Annotated in this window: 23 protein-coding genes and 1 riboswitch; of the genes, 7 read left to right on the plus strand and 16 right to left on the minus strand. The window is 60.8% G+C overall.

The window, feature by feature from the left end; all coding sequences use genetic code 11:
• Positions 1-15 precede the first annotated feature (15 nt).
• A complete protein-coding gene (locus tag CLU80_RS25755) occupies positions 16-621 on the minus strand; it encodes a LuxR C-terminal-related transcriptional regulator (RefSeq protein ID WP_099758772.1) in 606 nt (201 codons plus the stop codon).
• A gap of 114 nt (positions 622-735) precedes the next feature.
• Between CLU80_RS25755 and CLU80_RS25760 the strand changes: the two genes are divergently transcribed.
• Positions 736-2,364, plus strand: coding sequence for an ATP-binding response regulator (locus CLU80_RS25760; protein WP_099758773.1), 1,629 nt, complete (start codon positions 736-738; stop codon positions 2,362-2,364).
• Positions 2,365-2,449: 85 nt separating this feature from the next.
• On the opposite strand, the gene yecR is transcribed toward CLU80_RS25760, so the two are convergent.
• Positions 2,450-2,758: a YecR family lipoprotein gene (yecR, locus tag CLU80_RS25765; RefSeq protein ID WP_007918065.1), complete on the minus strand. Its 309-nt coding sequence runs from the start codon at positions 2,756-2,758 to the stop codon at positions 2,450-2,452.
• A 32-nt stretch (positions 2,759-2,790) separates the two neighbouring features.
• Positions 2,791-3,105, minus strand: coding sequence for a hypothetical protein (locus tag CLU80_RS25770; RefSeq protein ID WP_099758774.1), 315 nt, complete (start codon positions 3,103-3,105; stop codon positions 2,791-2,793).
• Between the two features lie 196 nt (positions 3,106-3,301).
• On the opposite strand from CLU80_RS25770, the gene CLU80_RS30410 reads away from it, so the two are divergent.
• Positions 3,302-3,967 (plus strand): hypothetical protein, encoded by a 666-nt coding sequence (locus CLU80_RS30410; RefSeq protein ID WP_286079779.1) that lies wholly within the window; start codon positions 3,302-3,304, stop codon positions 3,965-3,967.
• 569 nt (positions 3,968-4,536) lie between these two features.
• On the opposite strand, the gene CLU80_RS25780 is transcribed toward CLU80_RS30410, so the two are convergent.
• Together CLU80_RS25780 and CLU80_RS25785 are read right to left on the minus strand one after the other, a co-directional pair.
• The gene (locus tag CLU80_RS25780) at positions 4,537-5,709 is read right to left on the minus strand and encodes a cystathionine gamma-synthase (protein WP_099758775.1); all 1,173 of its coding nucleotides are present in this window, start codon (positions 5,707-5,709) and stop codon (positions 4,537-4,539) included.
• Positions 5,706-7,082: a pyridoxal-phosphate dependent enzyme gene (locus CLU80_RS25785; RefSeq protein WP_093437711.1), complete on the minus strand. Its 1,377-nt coding sequence runs from the start codon at positions 7,080-7,082 to the stop codon at positions 5,706-5,708. Before CLU80_RS25785 ends, CLU80_RS25780 begins: the two co-directional genes overlap by 4 nt.
• Before the next feature lie 424 nt (positions 7,083-7,506).
• On the opposite strand from CLU80_RS25785, the gene metE reads away from it, so the two are divergent.
• Positions 7,507-9,795: a 5-methyltetrahydropteroyltriglutamate--homocysteine S-methyltransferase gene (gene metE / locus CLU80_RS25790; RefSeq protein WP_099758776.1), complete on the plus strand. Its 2,289-nt coding sequence runs from the start codon at positions 7,507-7,509 to the stop codon at positions 9,793-9,795.
• Between the two features lie 207 nt (positions 9,796-10,002).
• Complete coding sequence (locus CLU80_RS25795) at positions 10,003-10,509, plus strand: GNAT family N-acetyltransferase (protein WP_093437717.1); 507 nt, start codon at positions 10,003-10,005, stop codon at positions 10,507-10,509.
• Here CLU80_RS25795 and CLU80_RS25800 read toward each other — a convergent pair.
• The 11 genes from CLU80_RS25800 to phnD form a co-directional block, all read right to left on the minus strand.
• Positions 10,493-11,257: an ABC transporter ATP-binding protein gene (locus CLU80_RS25800; RefSeq protein WP_099758777.1), complete on the minus strand. Its 765-nt coding sequence runs from the start codon at positions 11,255-11,257 to the stop codon at positions 10,493-10,495. The genes CLU80_RS25795 and CLU80_RS25800 overlap by 17 nt on opposite strands.
• Positions 11,254-12,258, minus strand: a complete 1,005-nt coding sequence (locus tag CLU80_RS25805) for a FecCD family ABC transporter permease (protein ID WP_175559651.1) — start codon at positions 12,256-12,258, stop codon at positions 11,254-11,256. Before CLU80_RS25805 ends, CLU80_RS25800 begins: the two co-directional genes overlap by 4 nt.
• An 8-nt stretch (positions 12,259-12,266) precedes the next feature.
• Positions 12,267-13,280, minus strand: a complete 1,014-nt coding sequence (locus tag CLU80_RS25810) for an ABC transporter substrate-binding protein (RefSeq protein WP_099758778.1) — start codon at positions 13,278-13,280, stop codon at positions 12,267-12,269.
• Between the two features lie 144 nt (positions 13,281-13,424).
• A riboswitch (cobalamin riboswitch) is annotated at positions 13,425-13,618 on the minus strand.
• Between the two features lie 42 nt (positions 13,619-13,660).
• On the minus strand, positions 13,661-14,596 hold the full coding sequence (locus tag CLU80_RS25815) for a Ppx/GppA family phosphatase (protein WP_093437728.1): 936 nt from the start codon (positions 14,594-14,596) through the stop codon (positions 13,661-13,663).
• A 347-nt stretch (positions 14,597-14,943) separates the two neighbouring features.
• Complete coding sequence (gene phnX / locus CLU80_RS25820; protein WP_099758779.1) at positions 14,944-15,771, minus strand: phosphonoacetaldehyde hydrolase; 828 nt, start codon at positions 15,769-15,771, stop codon at positions 14,944-14,946.
• A gap of 74 nt (positions 15,772-15,845) precedes the next feature.
• Positions 15,846-16,715: a LysR substrate-binding domain-containing protein gene (locus tag CLU80_RS25825; RefSeq protein ID WP_099758780.1), complete on the minus strand. Its 870-nt coding sequence runs from the start codon at positions 16,713-16,715 to the stop codon at positions 15,846-15,848.
• Positions 16,716-16,725: 10 nt separating this feature from the next.
• Positions 16,726-18,021, minus strand: coding sequence for an MFS transporter (locus CLU80_RS25830; protein WP_093437737.1), 1,296 nt, complete (start codon positions 18,019-18,021; stop codon positions 16,726-16,728).
• Positions 18,022-18,150: 129 nt separating this feature from the next.
• Complete coding sequence (gene psrA, locus CLU80_RS25835; protein ID WP_099758781.1) at positions 18,151-19,242, minus strand: iron-containing alcohol dehydrogenase PsrA; 1,092 nt, start codon at positions 19,240-19,242, stop codon at positions 18,151-18,153.
• A gap of 110 nt (positions 19,243-19,352) precedes the next feature.
• Entirely contained in the window at positions 19,353-20,171 is an 819-nt protein-coding gene (gene phnE / locus CLU80_RS25840; RefSeq protein ID WP_099758782.1) for a phosphonate ABC transporter, permease protein PhnE, read from the minus strand.
• Between the two features lie 2 nt (positions 20,172-20,173).
• Positions 20,174-20,965, minus strand: a complete 792-nt coding sequence (gene phnC / locus CLU80_RS25845) for a phosphonate ABC transporter ATP-binding protein (protein WP_099758783.1) — start codon at positions 20,963-20,965, stop codon at positions 20,174-20,176.
• Positions 20,962-21,828 (minus strand): phosphonate ABC transporter substrate-binding protein, encoded by an 867-nt coding sequence (gene phnD / locus CLU80_RS25850; RefSeq protein WP_099758784.1) that lies wholly within the window; start codon positions 21,826-21,828, stop codon positions 20,962-20,964. Before phnD ends, phnC begins: the two co-directional genes overlap by 4 nt.
• 109 nt (positions 21,829-21,937) lie before the next feature.
• On the opposite strand from phnD, the gene CLU80_RS25855 reads away from it, so the two are divergent.
• The 3 genes from CLU80_RS25855 to map all read left to right on the plus strand — a co-directional run bounded on the left by CLU80_RS25855 (position 21,938) and on the right by map (position 23,875).
• Positions 21,938-22,795 (plus strand): LysR substrate-binding domain-containing protein, encoded by an 858-nt coding sequence (locus CLU80_RS25855; RefSeq protein WP_099758785.1) that lies wholly within the window; start codon positions 21,938-21,940, stop codon positions 22,793-22,795.
• Positions 22,796-22,859: 64 nt separating this feature from the next.
• A complete protein-coding gene (locus CLU80_RS25860) occupies positions 22,860-23,087 on the plus strand; it encodes a ParD-like family protein (protein ID WP_007918027.1) in 228 nt (75 codons plus the stop codon).
• Positions 23,084-23,875 carry a type I methionyl aminopeptidase gene (gene map / locus CLU80_RS25865; RefSeq protein WP_099758786.1) on the plus strand — a complete coding sequence of 264 codons (792 nt, stop codon included), beginning with the start codon at positions 23,084-23,086 and terminating at the stop codon, positions 23,873-23,875. The genes CLU80_RS25860 and map overlap by 4 nt, the downstream gene beginning before the upstream one ends.
• Positions 23,876-23,924 lie beyond the last annotated feature (49 nt).

Consider the following 23,924-nt stretch of genomic DNA (forward strand, 5'->3'; position numbering starts at 1 on the left):
GCCCACCGGCAGCTCTTACAGAGTCCCCGTGTATTTCACGGCGGCAGCCGCCCGAGAGGGTACGTTGAGCGTGCGCAACAGCGATGACACATGAATACGCACCGTGAACGGTGAGATATCCAGTTCGCGGGCGATTTCCTTGTTGGTCTTGCCTTGGGCGATCAAGCGCAGCACGTCTTGCTGACGAGGCGTGAGGGCGGCGCCGGTTTCCAGCGGCAGCAAGCCGGACGGCGCAAACTTCACCAGCACCTCACCTTCACGAATCGCCAGAATCGCCTGGCCGATTTCATCGGGGGCGATGTTTTTGCCGATAAAGCCGTCGATACCGGCGGCCATCACTTCATTGATCAATGCTTGATCGTCGACCATCGACACCACGATCAATGTCGTGCGCGGCAAGCGTCGACGCAGCTCGGCGAGCTGGCTGACGCAGGTCAGGCCGGGGAATCTGAGATCGAGAATCAGCGTGTCCGGCTCGTCATCCAAAGGCAAAAGGGCCAGTACGGCGTCGAGGTCACCGGCTTCCTCAAGGACGGCGTCAGGCAGCAAACGCTCAACCGTGCGCAGCATCGCTTCACGAAACAAAGGGTGATCGTCGGCTATGATAATTCGGCAGGTCATGGCATGACCCTCCCTGGGTCAGGCGTGGCTCAAGGTCTGCACATTAGCACCGAGCGCACGGGCTGCCTGTAGGCTGATTCGGAATCTGACGATTGCCGCACAAGGACGTTTACCATGAAGTTCGAGAAAAACACTGAACTCGATCAGGCCAATCTGCGCATTATCATCGCCAGCATTGCCGTGGTTTACATGCTCATACTCGGCTTTTTGCCGGGGCAGCGCTTCGATACCTATTTGCCGGTGATCACCTACATCATCGTGTTTTTGCTGGCCTCGATCGGCTTGCGCCAGGCGATTGCGCGCTGGCCGGGGCATTACCCGGCACGGCGGATTTTCGCCATGGTCCACGATTACACCGGCACCTGCTTCGGGCTGGTGATCGGTGGTGAGGCGGCGTTGCCGCTGTATGCGGTGATTATCTGGGTCAATCTCGGCAACGGCATGCGCTATGGCTCGCGCTATCTGGCGATTGCCACGGCGCTGGCGTTAGTGGCGTTGCTGTGTGTTTATCGGCTGACGCCGGTGTGGCAAGCGCAACCGTTCATGGTGTTGATGCTGATGCTCACCAGCACGGTGATTCCGTTTTATGCGCACTTGTTGCTGGAGCGCACGCGCAAGGCCTCCGAAGAAGCGGTGGCGGCGAATCTGGAAAAGTCGCGGTTTCTCGCTCAGGCCAGTCATGATTTGCGCCAGCCGATTCATTCGATTGGACTGTTTACTGCGTGCCTGCGTGAGTCGCGCTTGGGTGAGGACGAGCGGCGGTTGGTCGACAACATCGACCGTTCGTTGCTCAACGTCTCTCAACTGTTCCGCTCGATTCTCGACCTGTACACCCTCGACAACGGGCGCGTGTTGCCCAAACTGCAAAGCGTGAATCTCGGCGAATGGCTGGCGGAGCTGATCCGTCAGAACGCCGAGGCGGCGCGTTGGGCTGGGGTCGAGCTGCGTTTGCGTCCTTGTTCCTACTGGGTTCAGACCGACCCGGCGTTGCTGGCGACCATGGTGCAGAACGTGCTGTCCAACTGCTTCAAATACGGTGCGCAGCGGCCGGTGTTGATCGGCGTGCGCCGGCGTGGGGCAGGGCTGGCCATCGTGATTTATGACCGTGGCAACGGCATTGCCGAAGAGCATCTGGGCAAGGTGTTCGAGGAGTTCTATCGGGTGCGGCAAGTGCGCGACAAAGATGTCGAAGGCGTCGGGCTGGGACTGTCGATCGTCAAGCGTCTGGGGGAGTTGATTGGTGTCGGCGTTACTCTGCGTTCGCGGCTCGGGCGGGGAACGGCGGTGAGCTTGTACGGCTTGCCAATCGCTGCGCCGCCGCAGGTAACGGTCAATCGTGATGAGGCGCGTCAGGTCGGTCTGCTGACCGGGTTGAAGGTGTGCCTGGTGGAGGATGATCGTAATGTGTTGCTGGCGACTTCAGCGTTGCTGGAGCGCTGGGGCTGCTCGGTTCAGGCCGAGTTGACGGCTGAGGATCTGATCACAGACTGCGACATCATCGTTGCCGACTATGACCTTGGGACTCACGCTACCGGCATCGAATGCATCGACGATGTGCGCAAGCAGAGAGGCTGGGCAGTGCCGGCGATGATCATCAGCGGGCACGACGTCGAAAAAATCCAGGCAGCCCTGCACGACCGCGACATTGCCATCCTGTCCAAACCGGTGCGCCCGGCCGAGCTGCGCGCGACCTTGAGAGCCCTGCGCGACCGACAACCCGAACCCGCTGAAAGCGTTTCGTGAATGATCATCGCGGACACAGCCAAGATCCCTGTGGGAGCCAGCCTGCTAGCGATTTGGCCAGCAGGCTGGGTCCCACATTTTCAGATCAGCGCTTGCACAGGTAATCCTGGGTGATGGTGGTCTGCAGGCAGTTGTACTGGCCCATCGTCCGGCAGATGTTTTTCTCGGAGCCGGTGACTTCGGCGTTTTTGTAGCCCCAGGTCTTGCAGCGTTGTGCGGCGACGGTCAGGCCTTGTTCGGCGCTGGTCTGGCCGCTTTCGAATTGGCCCAGTTCATAGGAGACCTGGACGACGCCATCGTTTTTGCTGCCGCCAGTGGCTTCCCATTGTTTCGGCGTGGCGCAGCCAGTGAGGAACAGCGCGCTGAGGGTGAGTGTTGCGATCAGGGTTTTCATAAGTAAACGGTGTCCTTTACCGGGCGGGAAAGTTACTGCAATGGAATCGGCGAGGCGCCTTTCGGCAGGCATGACAGCGGCGGCGACATGATGCCCATGCTCGCCACGGCGATGATTACGCCGCTGGGCAATTCACAGTTGTATTCACCGGCCGGGGTGTAGGCGGTGTAGTAAGTGAGGGTGCTGTCGTTGCGGATGTTGTCGATTTTCGACACCGGTTTACCGATCACCGTTTGCGCGCGTTCTTTCATGCTCGCTTCAGTGGGTTTGACGGTCTGGCAGCCGGCCACGCCGAGCAGCACAGCGCCGACCACGGCGATCTTGCAGAGGTTTGTATGGAGTTTCATGGTGGTTCTTCCTTGGTGTTGTTCTGATTTCCAGGCACAACGATCCCGCACGCTGCGAACAGGCAACGTTGAGGAACATTGAGGGGTGCGGGGGAATATAACGCCAGCGGACAGGGCGGTCGATTAGCACAAATGTGCTAGTGCGGCGCGCGACAGGCAGCTCGCTGGAGCCGCCTGCCGGGCCAGGGGAGAATTATTGCGGGCTGTTGAACTGGTCGGAATAACTGCCTGTCATCAACGCGGAGGCAACTCGATCAGAGCCAACGCCGACACGCGAATAGGCAAACCGGTTGATGCCGTTACGATCGGCGCCATCAGAAGCCAGCGCACCTGCACCGACATGATCGGCGCCATCAGAAGCTACGGCACCCGCACCGACATGATCAGCGCCATCAGAAGCTACGGCACCCGCACCAACATGATCGGCGCCGTCAGAAGCGACCGCACCCGCACCGACATGATCAGCGCCATCAGAAGCTACGGCACTAGCACCGACATGATCGGCACCATCAGAGGCGAATGCGCCAGCACCGACATGATCGGCACCATCAGAGGCGACTGCGCCAGCACCGACATGATCGGCACCATCAGAGGCGACTGCGCCAGCACCGACATGATCGGCACCATCAGAGGCGACTGCGCCAGCACCGACATGATCGGCACCATCAGAAGCGACTGCGCCTGCACCGACATGATCAGCGCCATCAGAGGCGACCGCCCCCGCACCGACGTGATCGGCACCATCAGAAGCGACTCCCCCTGCGCCAACATGATCCGACCCATCGGACGCCAACGCTTGGGGCTGCGCCGCCCAGACATTGGGCACCACCACGGTCGCCACGACCGCCAGAAGCACGCCTGACAACAGCTTGTGTTTCATAGTTTTCTCCATGACCCGGCAGCCGCAAAGCGATAAGGCGTTGTTGCCATATGTTCGCTGGTGCTGCGACCCATTGGCCTGGGTCAGTCTGGTGGGCGAAAGGCACGGGCACACCGTCAGGCGTGCGGGTGTCGACAGAATCATGATCGAACTGATTGAGTATAGATCGCGATTGCGAGCCGGCACGGCGGGGGGATCGACGGCCGTTAGGCGCTTCTCTTCCTGCCCGATTCGGGCAAAGCTCGAATCAGTCTAAAACCACTGACCCGCGTCGGCGAGCCTTTGCTAGGCTCAAAGATGTAGGCGAAGACGCAGACTGATGCGCAATCGGATAGCAAGGGGGCGTGGGGCGCGCTCCGAAAGGTACACGGTTAGAAAGATCTCCGCGCTGAGATCCAGCCCTTATGCCGTGTGAAGCAGCCGAGGCACTAACTTTCAATTTGACCCGGTACTGTGGGAAGCCCGATAAACCTTGTAAGCCAGAGACCAGCACTGGCCGCCTGCTCGAACACCAAAGCCCGCTTCGTGCGGGCTTTGTCGTTCCTGCCAGGTCAGATCGCTTGCAGCGCCTGCGCCAGATCAGCACGCAGGTCTTCGACGTCTTCGACGCCCACCGACAGACGCACCAGGCCATCGCCAATCCCCAGTTTCGCCCGGGTATCAGCCGGAATGGTCGCGTGAGTCATGATCGCCGGGTGCTCGATCAGGCTTTCAACACCGCCCAGACTTTCCGCCAGGGCGAAGATTTTCACGTTCTCGAGGAAGCGTCGCGCACCGTCCAGATCGCTGTTCAGATCAACAGAAATCATCCCGCCAAAACCACGCATCTGGCGCTTGGCCAACTCATGCTGTGGATGCGACGGCAGCCCTGGATAGTAGACCCGTTTGACCTGCGGTTGCTGCTCCAGCCACTGCGCCAGATCCAGCGCATTGCTGCAATGACGCTCCATGCGCAGGGCCAAAGTCTTCACCCCGCGCAGGGTGAGAAATGCATCGAACGGCCCGGCAATCGCACCGACCGCGTTCTGCAAGAAGCCCAGCTTCTCGGCCAGTTCTTGGTTCTGGCCGACCACGGCGATGCCGCCGATTACATCGGAGTGACCGTTCAGGTACTTGGTGGTCGAGTGCAGCACGATGTCGAAACCCAGCTCCAGCGGCCGCTGGATATACGGGCTGGCAAAGGTGTTGTCGGCCACGCTGATGATCCCGCGAGCGCGGCAGATACGGGCGATAGCGGCGAGGTCCGACAGACTCAGCAGCGGGTTGGTCGGTGACTCGACAATCACCAGGCGTGTGTCGTCCTGCAGCGCCGCTTCGAACGCCGCCAGGTCAGTCAGATCGACGTAGCTGAAACGGTGTCCGGCACTGCGCTGACGGACCTTGTCGAACAGGCGGAACGTGCCGCCGTACAAGTCATTGCCGGAGATCACGTGCGAACCGGCATCGATCAGTTCGAGCACCGTGGAAATCGTCGCCAGCCCGGAGGCGAACGCGAACGCCTGGGTGCCGCCTTCCAGGTCCGCCACGCAACGCTCCAGGGCAAAACGCGTCGGGTTGTGCGAACGGCCGTAATCGAAACCCTTGTGCACGCCGGGGCTGTCTTGCAGATAGGTGGAGTTGGCGTAGATCGGCGGCATCAGCGCGCCGGTGGTCGGGTCCGGTTCCTGCCCGGCGTGGATCACCCGGGTCGCGAAGCCTTGGGATTTATCGTCGTGCTGACTCATGCGAGGGATCTCCGTAATTGGTTGAGCATGTCGGTGCGGGTGATCAGGCCATGGAAGCCCGATGCATCGGCAATGATTGCGACGAGGCCACGGCTGAGCACCGCTTCCAGTTCAGCGAGGCTGGCGCCAGGGGCGAGGGTCTGCAGTTTGTCGGTCATCACGCTGGACACCGATTGGCTGAAGCGGGCGGCGTCTTCGTGCACCGCCAGCAGGATGTCTGATTCGTCGATCACCCCGACCAGTTGCTTGCCTTCCACCAGCACCGGCAGTTGCGAGACATCCGCCAGGCGCATGCGCTGGAATGCGGTCAGCAGAGTGTCGTCGGGGCCGACACTGATCACGCGGCCGTCCTCGAAACGTCGAGCGATCAAGTCGCGCAGGTCGCCATAACCTTTACGCTGCAACAGGCCCTGATCGGTCATCCACTGGTCGTTGTAGACCTTCGACAGATAGCGCGTGCCGGTGTCGCAAACGAAGCTGACCACCCGTTTCGGCTCGGTCTGTTCGCGGCAATAACGCAGCGCCGCAGCGAGCAGAGTGCCGGTCGACGAGCCGCCGAGAATGCCTTCGGCCTTGAGCAACTGGCGGGCGTGAGCGAAGCTTTCTTCATCGCTGATCGAATAGGCGTGGCGCACGCTGGAGAGGTCAGTGATCGACGGAATGAAGTCCTCGCCGATGCCTTCCACCGCCCATGAACCGGGCTTGGGCAGAGAACCGTCGCGGCTGTATTGCGCCATCACCGAACCGACCGGATCGGCGAGGACCATTTCCAGATCCGGCTGCACGCGTTTGAAGAAGCGGCTCAGGCCCGTCAGCGTACCGGCCGAACCGACACCGACGACGATCGCGTCCAGATCATGTTCAGTCTGCGCCCATATCTCCGGCGCGGTGCTGCATTCGTGGGCCAGCGGGTTGGCCGGGTTGTTGAACTGGTCGGCGAAAAATGCGCCGGGAATGTCTTTCGCCAAACGTGCGGCGACATCCTGGTAATACTCGGGATGACCCTTGCCGACGTCGGAGCGGGTGATGTGCACTTCGGCGCCCATGGCCTTCAAGTGCAGGACTTTCTCGGTGGACATTTTGTCTGGCACCACCAGCACCACGCGATAACCTTTGGCGCGGCCAACCAGTGCCAGGCCCAGGCCGGTGTTGCCGGCGGTGGCCTCAACGATGGTGCCGCCGGGTTGCAGACGACCATCACGCTCGGCAGCGTCGATCATGGCCAGACCGATACGGTCCTTGATCGAACCACCGGGGTTCTGCGATTCGAGCTTGAGAAACAGTGTGCACGGGCCAGTATCGAAACGAGTGACTTGAACCAGCGGAGTGTTGCCTATCAGCCCAAGTACGGCAGGGCGTGATTCCTTTGACATTTCTTCACCTCTTAATGGTGTTGATCGCGTTCCAATCGCGGGGAAAAGACTCGCGTGCAACATAGGCTCAGACATCAGCTGTCGCAACCTTTAGTCGGCCGCAAATGCTGCCATTTCGATCTAACGATAGATTGAAATCAGAGACCTGCCGGGGCGAGTTCGAGTGCGTTTACACAGAGGCGTCATTGAGTTTCCAAAGGGCGTCTTTATGGCGACGAACAGCTTGAATTGGCGAGAAATTCCCTGGCGCAAAAAACCGTTCATCCTTCACGCGCGCTCTCGGCTACGGAGTGTTTACAAGCGACAAGCAGCAATCTTTTGATCATGAGGAAAACTCGTGTTGATCGCGATTAAAATGAGTTTGTCTCACCAGTGACCGATGCCGACAATGGCCGCCATCAACAGGACATTGGAGTTGTTTGTTATGGCACTGGCCCATTCCCTTGGATTTCCGCGCATCGGTCGCGACCGCGAACTGAAGAAAGCGCAAGAGGCGTTCTGGAAAGGAGAACTGAACGAGGCTGGTCTGCGTGCAGTCGGTCGCGAGCTGCGCAAGACCCACTGGGACCTGCAGAAAAACGCCGGTATCGAATTGCTGCCGGTCGGCGATTTCGCTTGGTACGACCAGGTCCTGACGCACTCGCTGATGTTTGGCGTGATCCCTGAGCGCTTCCGCCCGCACGATGGCAAAGCCAATCTGCAAACTTTGTTTGGCATGGCTCGTGGCGTCAGCGACAGTTGCTGCGGCGGTGCGCACGCCCAGGAAATGACCAAGTGGTTCGACACCAACTACCACTATCTGGTCCCGGAATTCAGTGCGGATCAACAGTTCCAGTTGGGCTGGGAGCAGTTGTTCGAAGAAGTCGAAGAAGCCCGTGCGCTGGGCCACAACGTCAAACCGGTGATTATCGGCCCACTGACGTATCTGTGGCTGGGCAAGGCCAAGGGCGCGGAATTCGACAAGCTGGAATTGCTCGATCGTTTGCTGCCGCTGTACGGCCAGATCTTCGCGCGCCTCGCCGCTCAAGGTGTGGAATGGGTACAGATCGACGAGCCGATTCTGGTGCTTGATCTGCCGCAGGAATGGAAGAACGCGTTCGAGCGTGCCTACAACCAGATTCAGCGTGATCCACTGAAGAAACTGCTCGCGACTTACTTTGGTGGTCTGGAAGAAAATCTTGGTCTGGCGGCGAACCTGCCGGTTGATGGTTTGCACATTGATCTGGTCCGCGCGCCGGAACAGTACCCGACCATTCTCGATCGTCTGCCGGCCTACAAAGTGTTGTCCCTGGGCGTGATCAACGGGCGGAATGTCTGGCGCTGCGATCTGGAAAACGCCTTGGCGACATTGCGCCATGCCCATGAGCGTCTGGGTGATCGCCTGTGGGTCGCGCCGTCCTGCTCGCTGCTGCACAGCCCGGTGGATCTGGGTCGTGAAGACAAGCTCGATGCCGAACTGAAAAGCTGGCTGGCCTTTGCCGTCCAGAAGTGTGAAGAAGTGGCAATTCTGGCGCATGCCGTCAATGAGCCGGAAGCGCCGAAAGTGCTGCGAGCATTGACCGAAAGCCGTTCGGTGCAGGCCGCTCGCGCTGCTTCGCCGCGCATTCACAAACCTGCGGTTCAGGCGCGGGTTGCGGCGATCACGGCCAAGGACAGCCAGCGTCAGTCGCTGTTTGCCCAGCGCATCGCCAAACAGCGCGCGGGTCTTGATCTACCAATGTTCCCGACCACGACGATCGGTTCGTTCCCGCAAACCGCGTCGATCCGCCTCGCTCGTCAGTCGTTCAAACAGGGCAAGCTGACCGAAGCCGAATACACCGAAGCCATGCACAGCGAGATCCGCCACGCGGTGGAAATCCAGGAACGTCTGGGCCTCGATGTGCTGGTGCACGGTGAGGCCGAGCGTAACGACATGGTCGAGTACTTCGCCGAGCAACTGGATGGCTACGTATTCACCCGGTTTGGCTGGGTGCAGAGCTACGGTTCGCGTTGCGTGAAACCGGCGGTGATCTTCGGCGACCTCAGCCGCCCGAAAGCCATGACGGTCGAATGGATTCGCTACGCCCAAGGTCTGACCGACAAGGTCATGAAAGGCATGCTGACCGGCCCGGTAACCATGCTGATGTGGTCGTTCCCGCGTGAGGATGTCAGCCGTGAAGTGCAGGCCCGGCAACTGGCGCTGGCGATCCGCGATGAAGTGGTTGATCTGGAAGCCGCCGGTATCAAGATCGTGCAGATCGACGAAGCGGCGTTCCGTGAGGGGCTGCCGTTGCGTCAGGCGCAGTGGCAGCCTTATCTGGACTGGGCGACGGAAGTGTTCCGTCTGTGCGCCTCCGGTGTGCGCGACGAAACGCAGATCCACACGCACATGTGCTACAGCGAGTTCAACGATGTGATCGAGTCGATTGCGGCGATGGATGCCGACGTGATCACCATCGAAACCTCGCGTTCCGACATGGAGTTGCTGGATGCCTTCGAAGCCTTCGCCTACCCGAACGAAATCGGCCCGGGCGTCTACGACATCCACTCGCCACGCATTCCGGATGCTTCGGAAATGGCTAATCTGCTGCGCAAGGCTGCCAAGCGGATTCCGGCCGAGCGGCTGTGGGTCAACCCGGATTGCGGTTTGAAAACCCGTGGCTGGCCGGAGACGGAGGCGGCGCTGGTGCACATGGTTACTGCCGCCCGGCAGCTGCGCAAAGAGCTGGCATAACGCTCGGGTTGCATGAAATACAACACTTGTGGGAGCGAGCTTGCTCGCGAAAGCGTCCATTCAGTCAACATCAATGTTGGATGATCTGCCGCCTTCGCGAGCAAGCTCGCTCCCACAGGGTTTTGGGCAAGTCATGAAATTCTGGATGGCCTCACGGAATCTGTTATTGCTAATGTGACCAACCGCATCCTAGGTGTTTGCCGCTACGTGAATCATCAATACATCATTCAGGCCGTGTCCGACGCCGACATTCCTGAAGTTCTTGATTTTGTTCTAAACGCCCGCGCCGAGCTTTTCCCCAAGCTCAGCGCGACCGGCATACCCGACGATCTGGCGCGTTTTGCCGAGGTTTATCTGCGTGGGGCAGGGCGCTTTCTGATCGCTCGTCATGCGGGGCAGATTGTGGCCTCGATCGGCTATCTCTCCTACGACCGACGCTTCCCGAACCTTGATTATCCCGGCCGCAAGGTAGTGGAAATCGTGCGCCTGTTCGTCGTGCCTTCACAACGGCGTTCCGGGTTGGCCGCGGCGTTGTACCGATCACTCAAAGACCTGGCATTCGCCGACGGCGTCGAGGTGATCTACCTGCACACCCATCCATTTCTGCCGGGCGCCATCGAATTCTGGCAGCGCCAAGGCTTCAAGATTATCGACGTCGACGCTGACCCGGTCTGGCAAACAACCCACATGCACAACGTCATGAGTGAAATCTGAGAATCTGCGCCCCATCGAACGGGTCCGTCAGGTAATGCGCCCTGACCCCGAACGTCTCCTGTAAGCGCTGCGGTGTCAGCACCTCCAGCGGCTTGCCCAATGCCACCAGCCGCCCGCGCTCCAGCACCGCCAGACGATCACATTTCAACGCCTGATTGAGATCATGCAGCGCAATCAGCGTGGTCACCGGCAACGCCTGCACCACGTTGAGAATGGTCAGTTGATGCTGAATGTCGAGGTGATTGGCCGGCTCGTCGAGCAACAGAATCTGCGGCCGCTGCGCCAGTGCCCGGGCGATGTGCACCCGCTGCCGTTCACCGCCGGACAGGCTGCGCCACAGACGCGTGCGCAAGTGCATCGCGTCGACGTCGGTCAGCGCCTGCTGAACAATCGCGTCGTCGGCCTGCGACCACGGTTGCAGCGCCGACAACCACGGCGTACGCCCCAACGCCACTGCGTCGAACACGCGAATGCCATCGTCGGTATCAGCTTGTTGCTCAACCACCGCAAGCTTTTGCGCAATGCTGCGCCGGGCCATTTTGCCCAGGCGTTGACCTTCAAGCAGCACCTGGCCAGCGCTCGGTTCACGCAGCCCGGCCAGCAACTTCAACAGAGTGGATTTGCCCGCGCCATTCGGCCCGACAATGCCCAGAGTTTCGCCACGCTGAACCTCAAGGCTGACACCGTTGAGCAACTCGGCGCCGCGCACCCTGAAGCTCAGGCCGGAACAACTCAAGACACTGTTCATCGTGCCGACCTGCGGCCGACCAGAATCAAGGCGAACACCGGCGCGCCGACCAGCGCGGTAATCACCCCGACCGGAATCACCTGGCCCTTGATCAGTGTGCGCGACAGCACATCGGCGGCTATCAGAAACACCGCGCCACCCAACGCACTGGCCGGCAGCAACCGCGCATGACCGGTGCCCAGCAACAGACGCGCGGCATGAGGAATGACCAGACCGACAAAACCGATAGAGCCGACAATCGACACCATCACTGCCGTCACCAGCGCTGCACAACCGATCAGCAGAATCTGCACACGCCGCACCGGAATGCCGAGCGACGCCGCCGAATCCGCACCAAAGGTAAACGCATCCAGCGCCCGCCGATGCCACAGGCACACAACCAACCCCAACACGGCCACTGGCACCGCCAGCCACACCGATGGCCAGCGCACGCCGCCAAGATTGCCCAGCAACCAGAACATGATCCCGCGCGCCTGCTCGGAGCTGGCCGAGCGAGTGATCAGAAACGCCGTCAGCGCATTGAACAGCTGCGAACCGGCGATCCCCGCGAGAATGATCTGCCCGGTACCGCTGGCCGAGCCGCTGACCCGCGCCAGCACAATCACCAGCACGAACGCCGTGACCGCGCCGGCGAAGGCACCGACTGACAGTGAGATGATCCCGGCACCTACGCCAAGCAGCGCGACCATCACCGCCCCGGTCGAGGCGCCGGCAGAAATGCCCAGCAGATAGGGATCGGCCAACGGATTGCGCAGCAGCGACTGCAAAATCACTCCGCAGGTCGCTAACCCTGCACCGCATGCCGCCGCGACCAATGCCCGGGTCAGGCGGTAGTTCCAGACGATGCCTTCATCGATCGGGTCGAGGACATGCCCGGCGCCCCACAATTTGTTCGCCAGCACTTGCAGCACCACGTCTGGTGCAATCGAGGTTTCACCGATGGCCACGCCGGCGACCACTGCAATCAACAGGGTCGCCAGGGCCAGGAGCGTGCGGATCAGGCTGGCACTCATTGCGACAGGTCATAGCCGTTGATGGCCGTGGCCAATTGCTCAATGCCCTCGAACATGCGCAGGCTCGCCTGCAGGGCCATGGCGTCGAGGATGATGATGCGGTTGTGTTTCACCGCGTCCATGTTGCGCGTCACCGGATCGCTGCGCAGGAAGGCGAGTTTCTTTTCATAGTCGTCGGCGGGGAAGCGTCGACGATCCATGCGCGCGATGACCAGGAAGGTCGGATTGGCCTTGGCGATGGTTTCCCAACCGACCGTTGGCCACTCCTCATCGGACGCCACCACGTTGCGCACGCCGAGGGTGCTGAGCATGAAATCGGGAACGCCTTTGTGCCCGGCCACGAACGGCTCGATGTCCATTTGTGCGCTGGAGAACCACACCAGAGCGCTGGCGTCTTTGAGCTGTTTGCCTTGGGCGGTGGCAATCGATTTGGCGAGACTCGCCTTGAGTTGATCATTGAGCTGCTGGCCACGCTCCTGAACATCGAAGATCTGCGCCAGTTGGCTCACGCTTTTGTAAATCGTCTCGATGCGAAACGGCGCCAGTCGCGTGCCATCGGCGCCGACGAGGTTGTCCTTGGCTTCGCAATCGGAAGGCAGCAGGTACGTTGGAATCTTCAGTTCATGAAACTGCTCGCGCGTGCCCACCGCGCCTTGCGGGCCGACCATCCATTCCAGTTCCACGGCGACCAGTTCCGGACGCTTGCCGATTACCGACTCGAAACTCGGCTCGTTGTCAGCCAGGCGCTCGATCTGGTCGTTTTGTGCCTTGTATTTGGCCAGCACATTGTTGAACCACAGTGAGGTGCCGACGACTTTGTCGCCCAGGCCCATGGCGTAGAGCATCTCCGTGCCGGCCTGGCCGATGGTCACGGTGCGCGTCGGTGCGTGCTGGAAGGTCAGGGTGCTGCCGCAGTTCTCGACCGTCAGTGGATAGACAGTCGGGGCCGCCTGCGCCAGGGCGCCAAGGCTCAGGCCGGTAATGAGGGTGGCAACGCGGGGCAGCAGCATGGGGCAGTCTCCAGGGGAACCGTACGGGGAGCGGGAGAGTACGGTCTGGAAACACACCATCGAACGCGGTCAGGAAAACAGCGCAAGGCCGGGCAGCCAACGAAGACGCGCACGGCACGATGTCCTTCCCGGACACCCCGCCGGTTAGTAATCACTGTGCCGGCAGGTCTCCTGACTGATGCGTCATCGCCTGGCTCCGGCCTTCCCGGGATTCACCCAGTGGCAGTCGTGGAGCAGGCTCGGCACCTACAGTTGCGGGGGCAGTTCCGGTCAATGCTGTGCAAGCACCCCGGATTCCCTATTAGTCCCGTTCGGGAACCAGCGGCGGCATGTTAGTCGATCAAGCCGCCGAAGGGGAGACGAATCTGTTGCGGCGAGGATTAGTGCTGGCTCATCAAACCGTGCAACACGCCCAGACGCAGGCCCGGTTCGGAGGGCAGCATTTGTGCGATACCGAACACTTTGAATGCCGCCAGCATTAACACCAGACCGCCGGGCAGAATGCTCTGGCGGTGTGGTTGCAGACCGGCAAGCTTGAGTTGTTGCACGTTGTTTACCTTCAACAACAGCAGCGACAGGCGCAGCAGTCCGCCGTAGGTGATGCCGTCCTGGCCGAAGTCGTTGAGGCGATTGGTCTTGAGTACTTTGGCGAGCATGCGCGCGGTGCCGGAAGAGCCGATGGTTTGCTGCCAGCCCTGAGCACGGTAGCGCCGGGCAACTTTTTCAAACTGCAGGATGGCGAAGCGTTCGGCCTCCTGTAGCGCGCCGGCGGACACATCGCCGCCGCGAAAGAATCGCGTGCTCAAGGTGCCGCTGCCGATGGCGATGCTTTCGGTTAACAAGGGTTGTGAGCCCTGGCCGAGGATCAGCTCGGTGGAGCCGCCGCCGATGTCGACCACCAGGCGCAGGTCGTCGGCGCTGGGCAAGGCGTGAGTTACGCCGGCGTAGACCAGCCGCGCCTCTTCATGGCCGCAAATGACGTCGATGGGAAAGCCCAGATGCCGCTCGGCACTGGCCAGAAACAGTTGCGCGTTGTCCGCTTCACGCACCGCGCTGGTGGCCACCGCACGAACCCGGCCGGCCTCGAAACCACGCAGCTTCTTGCCGAACCGCGCCAACGCCTGCCAGCCGCGATCCAGTGCCAGTGCATCCAGCGCACCGCCGTCAAAGCCTTCGGCAAGGCGCACCGGTTCGCGCAGGGTTTTCACTTCCTGAATCTGCAAGCCTTTGCGGCTGCGCACCGACTGGCCGATCATCAGGCGAAAGGCGTTCGAACCCAGGTCGATGGCGGCAAACAGCGAGGCGTCGTCTTTCATGGGAATCCTTGCAGAGCATCCGTCGCGAGGCTCAAGACGGTTTGCGAGGATTCTGCCGTGATCTTGATGACATCCTGATGACGGGGGCGGGGCGATTGAATGAATTTGCGACTGTCACGACACTGTCATTATCCGGCGTCTATGCTGAGGTCAATACATCGCGTGTTCTTAAAGTTTTTGCTGCCAGTTTTGGCAGCTTTTTTTTGCCCGCGATTTGGCTGTTGATCGTTCCCACGCTCCGCGTGGGAACGCCTCTAGGGACGCTCCGCGTCCAGTGACGCGGAGCGTCACGGGCTGCATTCCCACGCAGAGCGTGGGAACGATCAGCGCGAGGTGCGGACGATCAATCAGCAGGACTGAGGAGTTTCGCCCCGGGCCAGGCGCGCATTGATGTCTTCGATCACTTCGGGCAGCTCGGCGATGGTGTCGATCAGGTAATGCGGACGTGAAGGGGCGAACATCTTGCCGATCCGCGCGCGTTCTTCCGCCAGTCGATCCGACGGCAACGCCTTGTATTGCTCATAGGTCAGGCCCAGTGCGTTGCCGGAACAGGTCAACGCCACCGTCCACATGCCGGCGGCGCGGCCTTCGAGAATTCCCGGCCAGGTGTCGTCGACCTTGACGCAGGCGGCCACGTCATCGATGCCCAGGGCAATCACGTTGGCCAACGCCTGCGCCGGATACGGACGGCCATTCGGCACTTCATCGGTGGCGACGACATGGTCAGCGACGTAGCCATTTTCCCGCGCCAGTTCGACGACCTTGGCCATTACCACCGCCGGGTAGCCCGAGCACGAACCGATTTTCAAACCCTTGTCGCGCAACGCGGCAAGCGCCTCGAGCGCACCCGGGATCATCGCCGAATGCAGGGCGATTTTTTCGATCTGCAGCGGCATGAAACGTTCGTAGATTGCCGTTACATCGTCGTCACTCGGCAAGCGATCAAACGCCGCGCGGTAACGCTCGGCAATCTGCGGCAGGTTGCACAGGGTGCGGATGTGATCCCACTTGCCCATGCCCATCGGCCCGCGCGCTTCTTCCAGCGATACCGCGACGCCGAACTCGGCAAAGGCTTCGACGAAGATTTGCGTTGGCGCAAACGAGCCGAAATCGACAACGGTGCCGGCCCAGTCGAGGATCGCGGCTTGCAGGTGAGTCGGTTGTTGGTACTGCATGGTCAATCTCCGTTTTCAGGTAAGCGTGGGCCGTCCCTCGGCAATGAGGTAGGCGGTTCAAGGGTCAGTGCTGATCAGGTCAGCGGTGGGTTCGCATCAAACAGTTCGGCAATCACTGGCCGGTTCCGGCGGATGCCGAGGCAGCACAGGTGGTATTCGATGAAAAACGGGTGATCGACAAAGGTGATCGGCGTGGTGCCCGGGGTTTCGGCGTACTCGACCGCCGAGACAAATCCGATGCCGATGCCTTTGACGATCGCGTGGACGATGGCTTCGCGGCTGTTGAGTTGCATGACGCAGTTGAGATCGATATTGAGGCGCTTGCAGCTTTCTTCCACCAGTTGCCGGGTGCGTGCACTGGATTCGCGCATCACCCATTTTTCGCCACTGATTTCACTGATGTGAACCTGCGCCTGACTGGCCCACGGATGGTCATCACGCACCACGGCGATGATCGGATAGCGGTGATACAACCGCGTGTGGAAGCGCTCATCGAATTCCGACAAGGCCAGAATCGCCACGTCGATATCAAAGTTGAACAACCGCGCCAGGGTGTCCTTTTCCGAAGAAAACGAGGTTTCCAGTTCGATATCCGGATGGCGCTGCATCAGCTCATAGGTCAGGTTCATGGCAATCGGCGGTGACACCGCGCCGAGGCGCAGCATTCCGGTCTTGCGCTGCTTGAAGCTCTGCAACAGTTGCACGGCTTCATCCTCCTGACCGAACAGGCCCTGAGTGATCGCATAGAGCTTGTGCCCGGCGGCGCTCATTTCGATGTAGCGGCCACGGCGATGGAACAGCTCGACCGAGAAGGTGTTTTCCAGCGCATTGACCTGTTCGCTGACGGTCGGCTGACCGACGCTCAGGTACTCCGCCGCAAGGGTAAAACTGCCGGTCTTGGCCACCGCATGAAACGAACGCAACCACTTGTGATACTGGTACATGCAAGCCCCGTCAGCGTCGAATGAACAATGCCACTGCCGCGCTGCACAGGCAGGCGCTGGTGACCACTATGAAGATGAGAGACGTGTTTGCCGTGGTGTCAAGCAAACGACCGATCATCGGCTCGGCCAGGCCGGCGAACAGGTATGAGGAAAAGTTCATGATTCCGGTCGCCGTACCGGCGCGTTTGGCCCCGACCAGATCCGGGCACAGCGCCCAGAAACTCGAGGCCGGGCCGTAGACGAAGAAGCCGCACAGGAACAGGGCGATCAGGCCGATGACGCTGTGTGGTGGCAGGCTCCACATCCACAGGCTGGTCGCCGCGCCCAGCACCATATAGAGCATGATCGCCAGATACCGCTTGGAGCCGAACAACTTGTCCGACACCCAGCCATTGCTCAACGCGCCAACCGCCATGCCGACGGGGAGGGCGACGGTGATCCATTTCGGGTCGACCATGCTGTCGCCGCTTTTCCAGTTGGCGCCGAGAAAGTGCACCGGCACCCAGACGATCAAGCCGTAGCGCGCCGCGTTCTGAAAGCCCAGGGACAGCGCAGCGATCAGCAGGCGGGGATTCTTCAGCACCGCTTTATAGCGTTGTGCCGAGGACTCGACTTCGCCCTGCGCGGCTTCCTGATGTTTATCGTCAGCGTTGGCCACACCGGTATCACCCACCGGTTCGAAGCCCAGATCCTGCGGGCGTTCGCGGGCGACCAGATAGAAAATGATCCCGCCGGCGAGCATCAGCAGCACTGGCAAGCGGAAGATCCAGCGCCATTCCAGTTGCAGCACTTCGAGCACGACGATGGAGGTGACGTACGACAGAATCGACGCGCAACCGGCTGCGAAGGTGTAAAAACCATAGACCTTGCCGCGCTCACCCGCTGCCCACCAATTGGCAATCAGCCGACCGCCCGGCGCCCAGCCCAAGGCCTGAAAGTAACCGTTGACGCCCCACGGCAGAATCAGGCTGGTGAAACCACCGGCAAAACTGGTCACCCAGTTGGCACCGCAGGACAGCACCGCACCCAGCGTCATGATCCGTCGACCACCGAATTTATCGGCGAGGTTGCCGTTGATCGCCTGCCCAATCGCGTAGGCCCAGAGCATCGCTGCAGAGGCCCAGCCGAGGGTTTCCTTGCTCAGGCCGAACTCGGCCTGAATCCCCGGAATGGCAAAACCGAAGGTCTGCCGACCGGTGTAGAAAAACAGGTAACAGAACATCGCTGCCAGCAGCATGCGCCACTGGGCGACCCGGAACGAGGCAGAACGGACGGCGAGACCAGGCATTGTTTCGGCACGATTCATGATCTTTTCCTTATTGTTGTCGGTTCCCGCCGGGTGTCGTCGGCGGGTGCACTCTTTTTTGGTGCGACAGGAAATCACCGCGGCTGCATGCCGCTGGCGGTGCTTGGGTGACTTGGGTGTTATCAGGCGTCAGGCGGCTTGTGAACCGATGAAGTTCTTGCCGCGCGCACCCTGCATCGCGAGCTGGATGATGGCTTCGGCGTCCTTGGCCGAGACGCCGTAATCGGCAAACTCGGTCTTCACCCCGAGGCTGTGCAGGAACTCGCGCAGTTGCTGTTGGGCTTTGCTCAGGTCCGCGCCGAATACCCGTTGCAAGGTACGGTCGCGAGTAGCGTCGTGGCCCCAGGCCAAACCCAAAACAAGCGGCAAGGTGAAGGAGCAGGCGATGCCGTGGGGCAAACCGTGGCGCAAGGTCATCTCATAGGAAATCGAGTGCGCCAGCGCGGTTTTGGTGTTGGAAAACGCCAGCCCGGCCTTGAGTGCGGCGAGGGCCATGCGCGTGCGCAACTCTTGGCTCGACAGATCTTTGTGCAAACGCGGCAGGCATTCGAGAATGTCTTCAATTGCGGAAATGGCAAAGGTGTCTGAGACCGGGTTGGCGTTGACGTTCCAGATCGCTTCCAGCGCATGGGACAGGGCGTCGAGCCCGGTGGAAACGGTGACGCCGGCCGGTACGGTGAGCATCAGTTGCGGGTCGATGATCGCCACCCTTGGCCAGGTGCAGTCCAGGTGCAGCGAGTATTTCTTCTGGCTGGCGCTGTCCCAGATCGTCGCCCACGGCGTGACTTCGCTGCCGGTGCCGGCGGTGGTTGGCGCGGCGATCAGTTGTTTGCAATGTGCAGGGGTGAACGGTTTGCCTGTCGCCAGCAGGCTCAGCAGTTCATCGAAACGGCCGGATTCGGTGCCGACGATCAATGCTTTGGCGGTATCGATGGCGCTGCCGCCGCCCACGGCGAGGACCACGTCACAGTCACCGGCGTGTTGCCAGAAGTGCTCGTAAGTGCTGCGCAGATGGGCGACGTCGGGGTTGGGCTGGACGTCTTCGAAAACGTAGATCAGGCGTTCGCCGAGCAAGCTTTGCAAACGGTCCACCAAGCCCAGCCCTCGGGCTTCAGGGAAGGTTACGAGCGCGACGCGCTGCTGCTCGGTGATGGCGGCAAGGTCTTGCAGGCTGCCCCAGCCGAAACGGGTATCGACGGGGTTCTGGAAGCGGGCAGTCATGGTCAATCCTTCTTGTTGTTGTCGTGTGGCCACATAGTCGAGGGCGACCGACAACGGCACAAATCGATAAATCGCAGGTTTGAATCGGCTGAGCCGATAGCAGCTTTACGCTAGTGCGCCGAACCGCTCTGGATCGCCGCGCGCAGGCGGCTGGAGATGGCGTCGGCGACTATCACCATGAAGGTGATGACGATGATGCAGGTCGCGGTTTCCTGATATTTGAACAGCTTGAGACTGCTCACCAGCTCGAACCCCAAACCGCCGGCACCGACCATGCCCAGCACCGTGGCCGAGCGCAGGTTGACCTCGAAGCGGTACAGGATCACGGCAATCCACGCGGTGATGACCTGTGGCAGCACACCAAACACGATCACCTGTAGCGGCCGAGCTCCGGTCGCTTGCAGCGCTTCAATCGGGCCTTGGTCGATCTCTTCGATGCTCTCGGCGAAGAATTTGCCGAGCATGCCCAGGCCATGCAGAGCCAGCGCCAATACGCCGGGGAACGGGCCGAGGCCAACCGCCGAGACGAAGATCAGCGCGAGGATCAGTTCGTTGATGCTGCGGGTGAAATTCAGTGCCTGGCGGGTGGCGTGAAACAGCCAGCGGTTGCTGCTCAAATTGCGCGCGGCGAGGAACGACATTGGAATCGCCAGTAAGACGCCAAGCAGGGTTCCCCAAATGGCGATCTGCAAGGTTTCCACCGCAGGCGCGATCAGACGCGGCAGGATGCTCAGGTCCGGCGGAAAGGTGCGCGAGAGAAAGTCGCCGATCTGCGGCAACCCGGCGGCCAGTTCACCGAGGCTGAGCTGCGCGCCTTGTGCGCTCCAGTTCAGCGTCCACAGCACGATCAGGACGACGGCGCCGGTGGTCAGCCAACTGCGCGGGCCACGGGGACGATCGCCGACCCACTGGTAGTTTTGCGATTGCATGCTCAGGCCCTCGATGCAGTGCGGTAGGACAGGGTGGTCGTCGGGACGTCAGCGGAGGACTCTGTTGATTGCCCCGGATAGATTCGCGCCAGATCGGCTTCAGTCATGCTCGACGCTTTGCCATCGAACACCAGACTGCCGTGCGCGAGGCCGACCACGCGGTCGCCGAACTCACGGGCGTATTCGACCTGATGCAGATTGCACAGCACGGTGATGCCCAGTTCGCGGGTGGCATCGCGCAAGTACTGCAACACCAGGCGCGCGGTCTTCGGGTCAAGGCTGGCAATCGGTTCATCGGCCAGAATCACCTGCGGTCGTTGCGCCAAGGCGCGGGCGATGCCGACGCGCTGTTTTTGTCCGCCAGACAACGAATCGGTGCGCTCGCCAGCCTTGTGCGCCAGTTCGACGCGCTCCAGGCATTGCATCGCCAACGCCACATCGTCACGGCGGAACAGCTGCAAAATCGAGGCGAGGGTGCCGACGGAACCGAGGCGACCGGTCAGCACGTTCTTCAGCACACTCAGGCGAGGCACGACGTTGTGGTGCTGAAAAATCATCGCCACTTCACGGCGCAGAACGCTGGTGTCAGGGCAGGCGAGGGCGTCGATGCCGGCCACGTTCAGCGTGCCGCTGTCGGCCTGCGCCAAGCGATTGATACAACGCAGCAAGGTCGATTTGCCAGCGCCGGACTGACCGAGCACCACGACGAATTCGCCCGCAGCGACTTCAAGGTCGATGCCGCGCAATACCGGGTTGCTGCCGTAGTGTTTGGTCAGTTGGCGGATGCTGATCATTTCATGCTCCGCAAATCGAGATCGAGCACCTTGGCGGTTTCGCGCACCACGTCATACGACGCGTCGGTGGTGGGCTGAAAGCCGTTGAGCAGGCCCTGATCGCCCCACGGCACGTCCTTGATCGCGGCCAGTGCATCGGCGACTTTCTTTTTCAGTTGCGGATCGAGCGCCTTGCGCCAGACCATCGGCGACTCAGGAATCGGCTTGGAACTCCAGACGATTTCAAAGTCATCCTGCTTCACCACGCCCTTGGCCACGGCGCTGGCGAAGATGCGGTCGGCGACAGCGGCGGCGTCGACCTTTTTGTTCTCGACCGCAAGGATGCTGGCGTCGTGGGAGCCGGAGAAAATCACCCGTTTGAACAGGCTGTCCGGAGCAAAACCGGCCTGCTCAAGGCCAGCCTTGGGAAACAGATGCCCGGACGCTGAACTCGGGTCGACGAATGCAAACGTATGGCCCTTGAGGTCGGCCAGCGAATGAATGCCGCTGTCCTTGCGCGCCAGAATCACGCTTTTGTACGCGCTCTGGCCGGTCTTCTTGGTCACCGCCACCGAGAACGCCTCGACATCCGCCACCGAGGTCGCCAGCACGTAGGAAAACGGCCCGAGATAGGCGACGTCGAGTTTGCCCGAACGCAGCGCTTCGATGATGCCGTTGTAGTCGGTAGCCACGAACGGCACCACCGGCATGCCGATTTTGGCTTGCAGATCGTCGAGCACTTGCTTGCTCGATTCGATCATCGCCTGGGAATCTTCCGAGGGGATCAAGCCAATGGTCAATTTGTCCTTGGCCCAGACCTGGCTGGCGCCGAGGGCAATGACGGTGAGGCTGGCGACACGCAGAAACTGTTTGATTGTTTTCATGGCATTCCACGGTGTGGTTGGGAGTTGCCACAGGCTAGGTCTGTCACGTGACAGTCATTCAATCAATTCAATATGCGAAACGACAGCTAACTATTGATGGAGTCTATGGATGTCCAGCGCCAAACTGCGGGCCTTTCTCGCCGTCGCCCGTCACGGCAGTTTCAGTGCCGGGGCGCGGGCGTCAGGCTTGAGCCAGCCGACCCTGACCACGCAAGTACAAGCCTTGGAACGCCAGCACAATGTTGAGCTGTTCCATCGGCGCGGGCGGCGGATCGAGCTTTCCGATGTCGGGCGGCAGTTGCTGCCGATCGCGCAACGGATTGCCTTGCTGGAACTGGAAGCGCACAACCTGCTGCGCGACTCCGGACGGCTCGACAGCGGCCAGCTCAAGGTTGGTGCGGTGGGGCCGTTTCATGTGATCGAAATGGTCGACAGCTATTTGCAACAGCATCCGAATATCGATGTGTCGATCCGCGTCGGCAACTCGGCACAGGTGCTGTCGGATCTGGAAAACTATGTGACCGACATCGCCGTGCTGGCCGGGCGTCAGGATGATCCGGCGTTGTGTTCGGTGCGTTATGCGCGGCACGCGATCATCTTGTTCGCCCACCATGAACATACACTGGCCAATCGTGGCAGCGTGCGGCTGGAGGAACTGGAAGGGCAGCGGCTCCTGCAACGCGAACCCGGTTCCACCACGCGGTTGGTACTGGAGCAGGCTCTGAATGCGGCGCAGGTGAAACCGAGGATCGCCATGGAAATTGGCAGTCGTGAGGCGTTGCGTGAGGCGGTGGTGCGCGGGCTGGGGTTGGGCGTGGTGTCGGAAGCAGAGTTCATAGCCGACCCGAAAATCCGCACGATCAGAATCGAGGGCGAGGAGCTGTTCACCGAGACTTATCTGTACTGCCTGGCGGAGCGGCGTTCCAGTCGGCTCATCTCATCGTTTTTCGACGCGGCGCTGGGTTGATTTGCAATTTCGCTTAAGCCTTGGCTAATATACGATCCATATACACATCGTATCGGATTCATATATGGGCATCGTAAAGATTTCAGAGGACATGCACGAGAATCTGCGGATCTCCAGCAACGCCCTCAGCCGCTCGATCAACGCGCAAGCCGAGCACTGGATGCGCATCGGCATGCTCGCCGAACTGCACCCCAACCTCGACCACAGTGCGATCTGCCGCTTGCTGATTCGCGCCGAACAAAATGGCGGGCTCGACCTGCAACAACTGACTCAGGAAGCCGTCAGCGCATGAGAAACCAGATCAAGATCAACACCCCGGCCGACATCGCGCAATCGCGCGCTGCCGGCAAACTCGCCGCTGAAGTGCTGGCAATGCTGGTGCCGCACGTCAAGGCCGGCGTGACCACCGATGAACTGGATCGGCTGTGCAACGACTACATCGTCAACGTGCAGAAAGCGGTGCCGGCCAACGTCGGCTATCACGGCTTTCCGAAAACCGTCTGCGCCTCGGTCAACGACGTGGTGTGCCATGGCATCCCATCGGGCACGCCGCTGAAGGATGGCGACATCGTCAACCTCGACATCGCGGTGATCAAGGACGGCTGGTTCGGTGATACCAGCCGCATGTACGTGGTCGGTGAGGCGACACCTGAAGCGCAGCACCTGATCAAGACCACCTACGAGGCGATGTGCGCGGGTATTCGAGTGGTGAAGCCGGGCGCCACGCTGGGCGACATCGGCCATGCGATTCAGAGCCTGGCGGAGAAAGAAGGCTTCAGCGTGGTGCGCGAGTACTGCGGGCACGGGATCGGCAAGGTCTATCACGATGAGCCGCAGATCCTGCATTACGGCTTTCCGAATCAGGGCATGAAGCTCAAGGCGGGGATGATTTTTACCGTGGAGCCGATGCTCAATGCCGGCAAGCGTCATGTGAAAAACATGCCGGATGGCTGGACGGTGCTGACCAAGGATGGCTCGTTGTCGGCGCAGTGGGAGCATATGGTGGCGGTGACGGAGACGGGGTTTGAGATCTTGACCGCGTGGCCAGATGAGATTGAAGGCTACCGTGCAGTGGTCTAATTTCCCCGGACACCCCGATAGGTGGAAAATACATCTATCGAGGAGTTAT

Source organism: Pseudomonas sp. 29 (assembly GCF_002754355.1).
Classification (GTDB): Bacteria; Pseudomonadota; Gammaproteobacteria; order Pseudomonadales; family Pseudomonadaceae; genus Aquipseudomonas; species Aquipseudomonas neuropathica.

Excerpts from the sequence above, each read along its gene's own strand:
- CLU80_RS25755 (WP_099758772.1), bottom strand. The coding sequence starts at position 621 with ATGACCTGCCGAATTATCATAGCCGACGATCACCCTTTGTTTCGTGAA.
- CLU80_RS25760 (WP_099758773.1), top strand. The coding sequence starts at position 736 with ATGAAGTTCGAGAAAAACACTGAACTCGATCAGGCCAATCTGCGCATT.
- yecR (WP_007918065.1), bottom strand. The coding sequence starts at position 2,758 with ATGAAAACCCTGATCGCAACACTCACCCTCAGCGCGCTGTTCCTCACT.
- CLU80_RS25770 (WP_099758774.1), bottom strand. The coding sequence starts at position 3,105 with ATGAAACTCCATACAAACCTCTGCAAGATCGCCGTGGTCGGCGCTGTG.
- CLU80_RS25780 (WP_099758775.1), bottom strand. The coding sequence starts at position 5,709 with ATGAGTCAGCACGACGATAAATCCCAAGGCTTCGCGACCCGGGTGATC.
- CLU80_RS25785 (WP_093437711.1), bottom strand. The coding sequence starts at position 7,082 with ATGTCAAAGGAATCACGCCCTGCCGTACTTGGGCTGATAGGCAACACT.
- metE (WP_099758776.1), top strand. The coding sequence starts at position 7,507 with ATGGCACTGGCCCATTCCCTTGGATTTCCGCGCATCGGTCGCGACCGC.
- CLU80_RS25800 (WP_099758777.1), bottom strand. The coding sequence starts at position 11,257 with ATGAACAGTGTCTTGAGTTGTTCCGGCCTGAGCTTCAGGGTGCGCGGC.
- CLU80_RS25810 (WP_099758778.1), bottom strand. The coding sequence starts at position 13,280 with ATGCTGCTGCCCCGCGTTGCCACCCTCATTACCGGCCTGAGCCTTGGC.
- CLU80_RS25815 (WP_093437728.1), bottom strand. The coding sequence starts at position 14,596 with ATGAAAGACGACGCCTCGCTGTTTGCCGCCATCGACCTGGGTTCGAAC.
- phnX (WP_099758779.1), bottom strand. The coding sequence starts at position 15,771 with ATGCAGTACCAACAACCGACTCACCTGCAAGCCGCGATCCTCGACTGG.
- CLU80_RS25825 (WP_099758780.1), bottom strand. The coding sequence starts at position 16,715 with ATGTACCAGTATCACAAGTGGTTGCGTTCGTTTCATGCGGTGGCCAAG.
- CLU80_RS25830 (WP_093437737.1), bottom strand. The coding sequence starts at position 18,021 with ATGAATCGTGCCGAAACAATGCCTGGTCTCGCCGTCCGTTCTGCCTCG.
- psrA (WP_099758781.1), bottom strand. The coding sequence starts at position 19,242 with ATGACTGCCCGCTTCCAGAACCCCGTCGATACCCGTTTCGGCTGGGGC.
- phnE (WP_099758782.1), bottom strand. The coding sequence starts at position 20,171 with ATGCAATCGCAAAACTACCAGTGGGTCGGCGATCGTCCCCGTGGCCCG.
- phnC (WP_099758783.1), bottom strand. The coding sequence starts at position 20,965 with ATGATCAGCATCCGCCAACTGACCAAACACTACGGCAGCAACCCGGTA.
- phnD (WP_099758784.1), bottom strand. The coding sequence starts at position 21,828 with ATGAAAACAATCAAACAGTTTCTGCGTGTCGCCAGCCTCACCGTCATT.
- CLU80_RS25855 (WP_099758785.1), top strand. The coding sequence starts at position 21,938 with ATGTCCAGCGCCAAACTGCGGGCCTTTCTCGCCGTCGCCCGTCACGGC.
- CLU80_RS25860 (WP_007918027.1), top strand. The coding sequence starts at position 22,860 with ATGGGCATCGTAAAGATTTCAGAGGACATGCACGAGAATCTGCGGATC.
- map (WP_099758786.1), top strand. The coding sequence starts at position 23,084 with ATGAGAAACCAGATCAAGATCAACACCCCGGCCGACATCGCGCAATCG.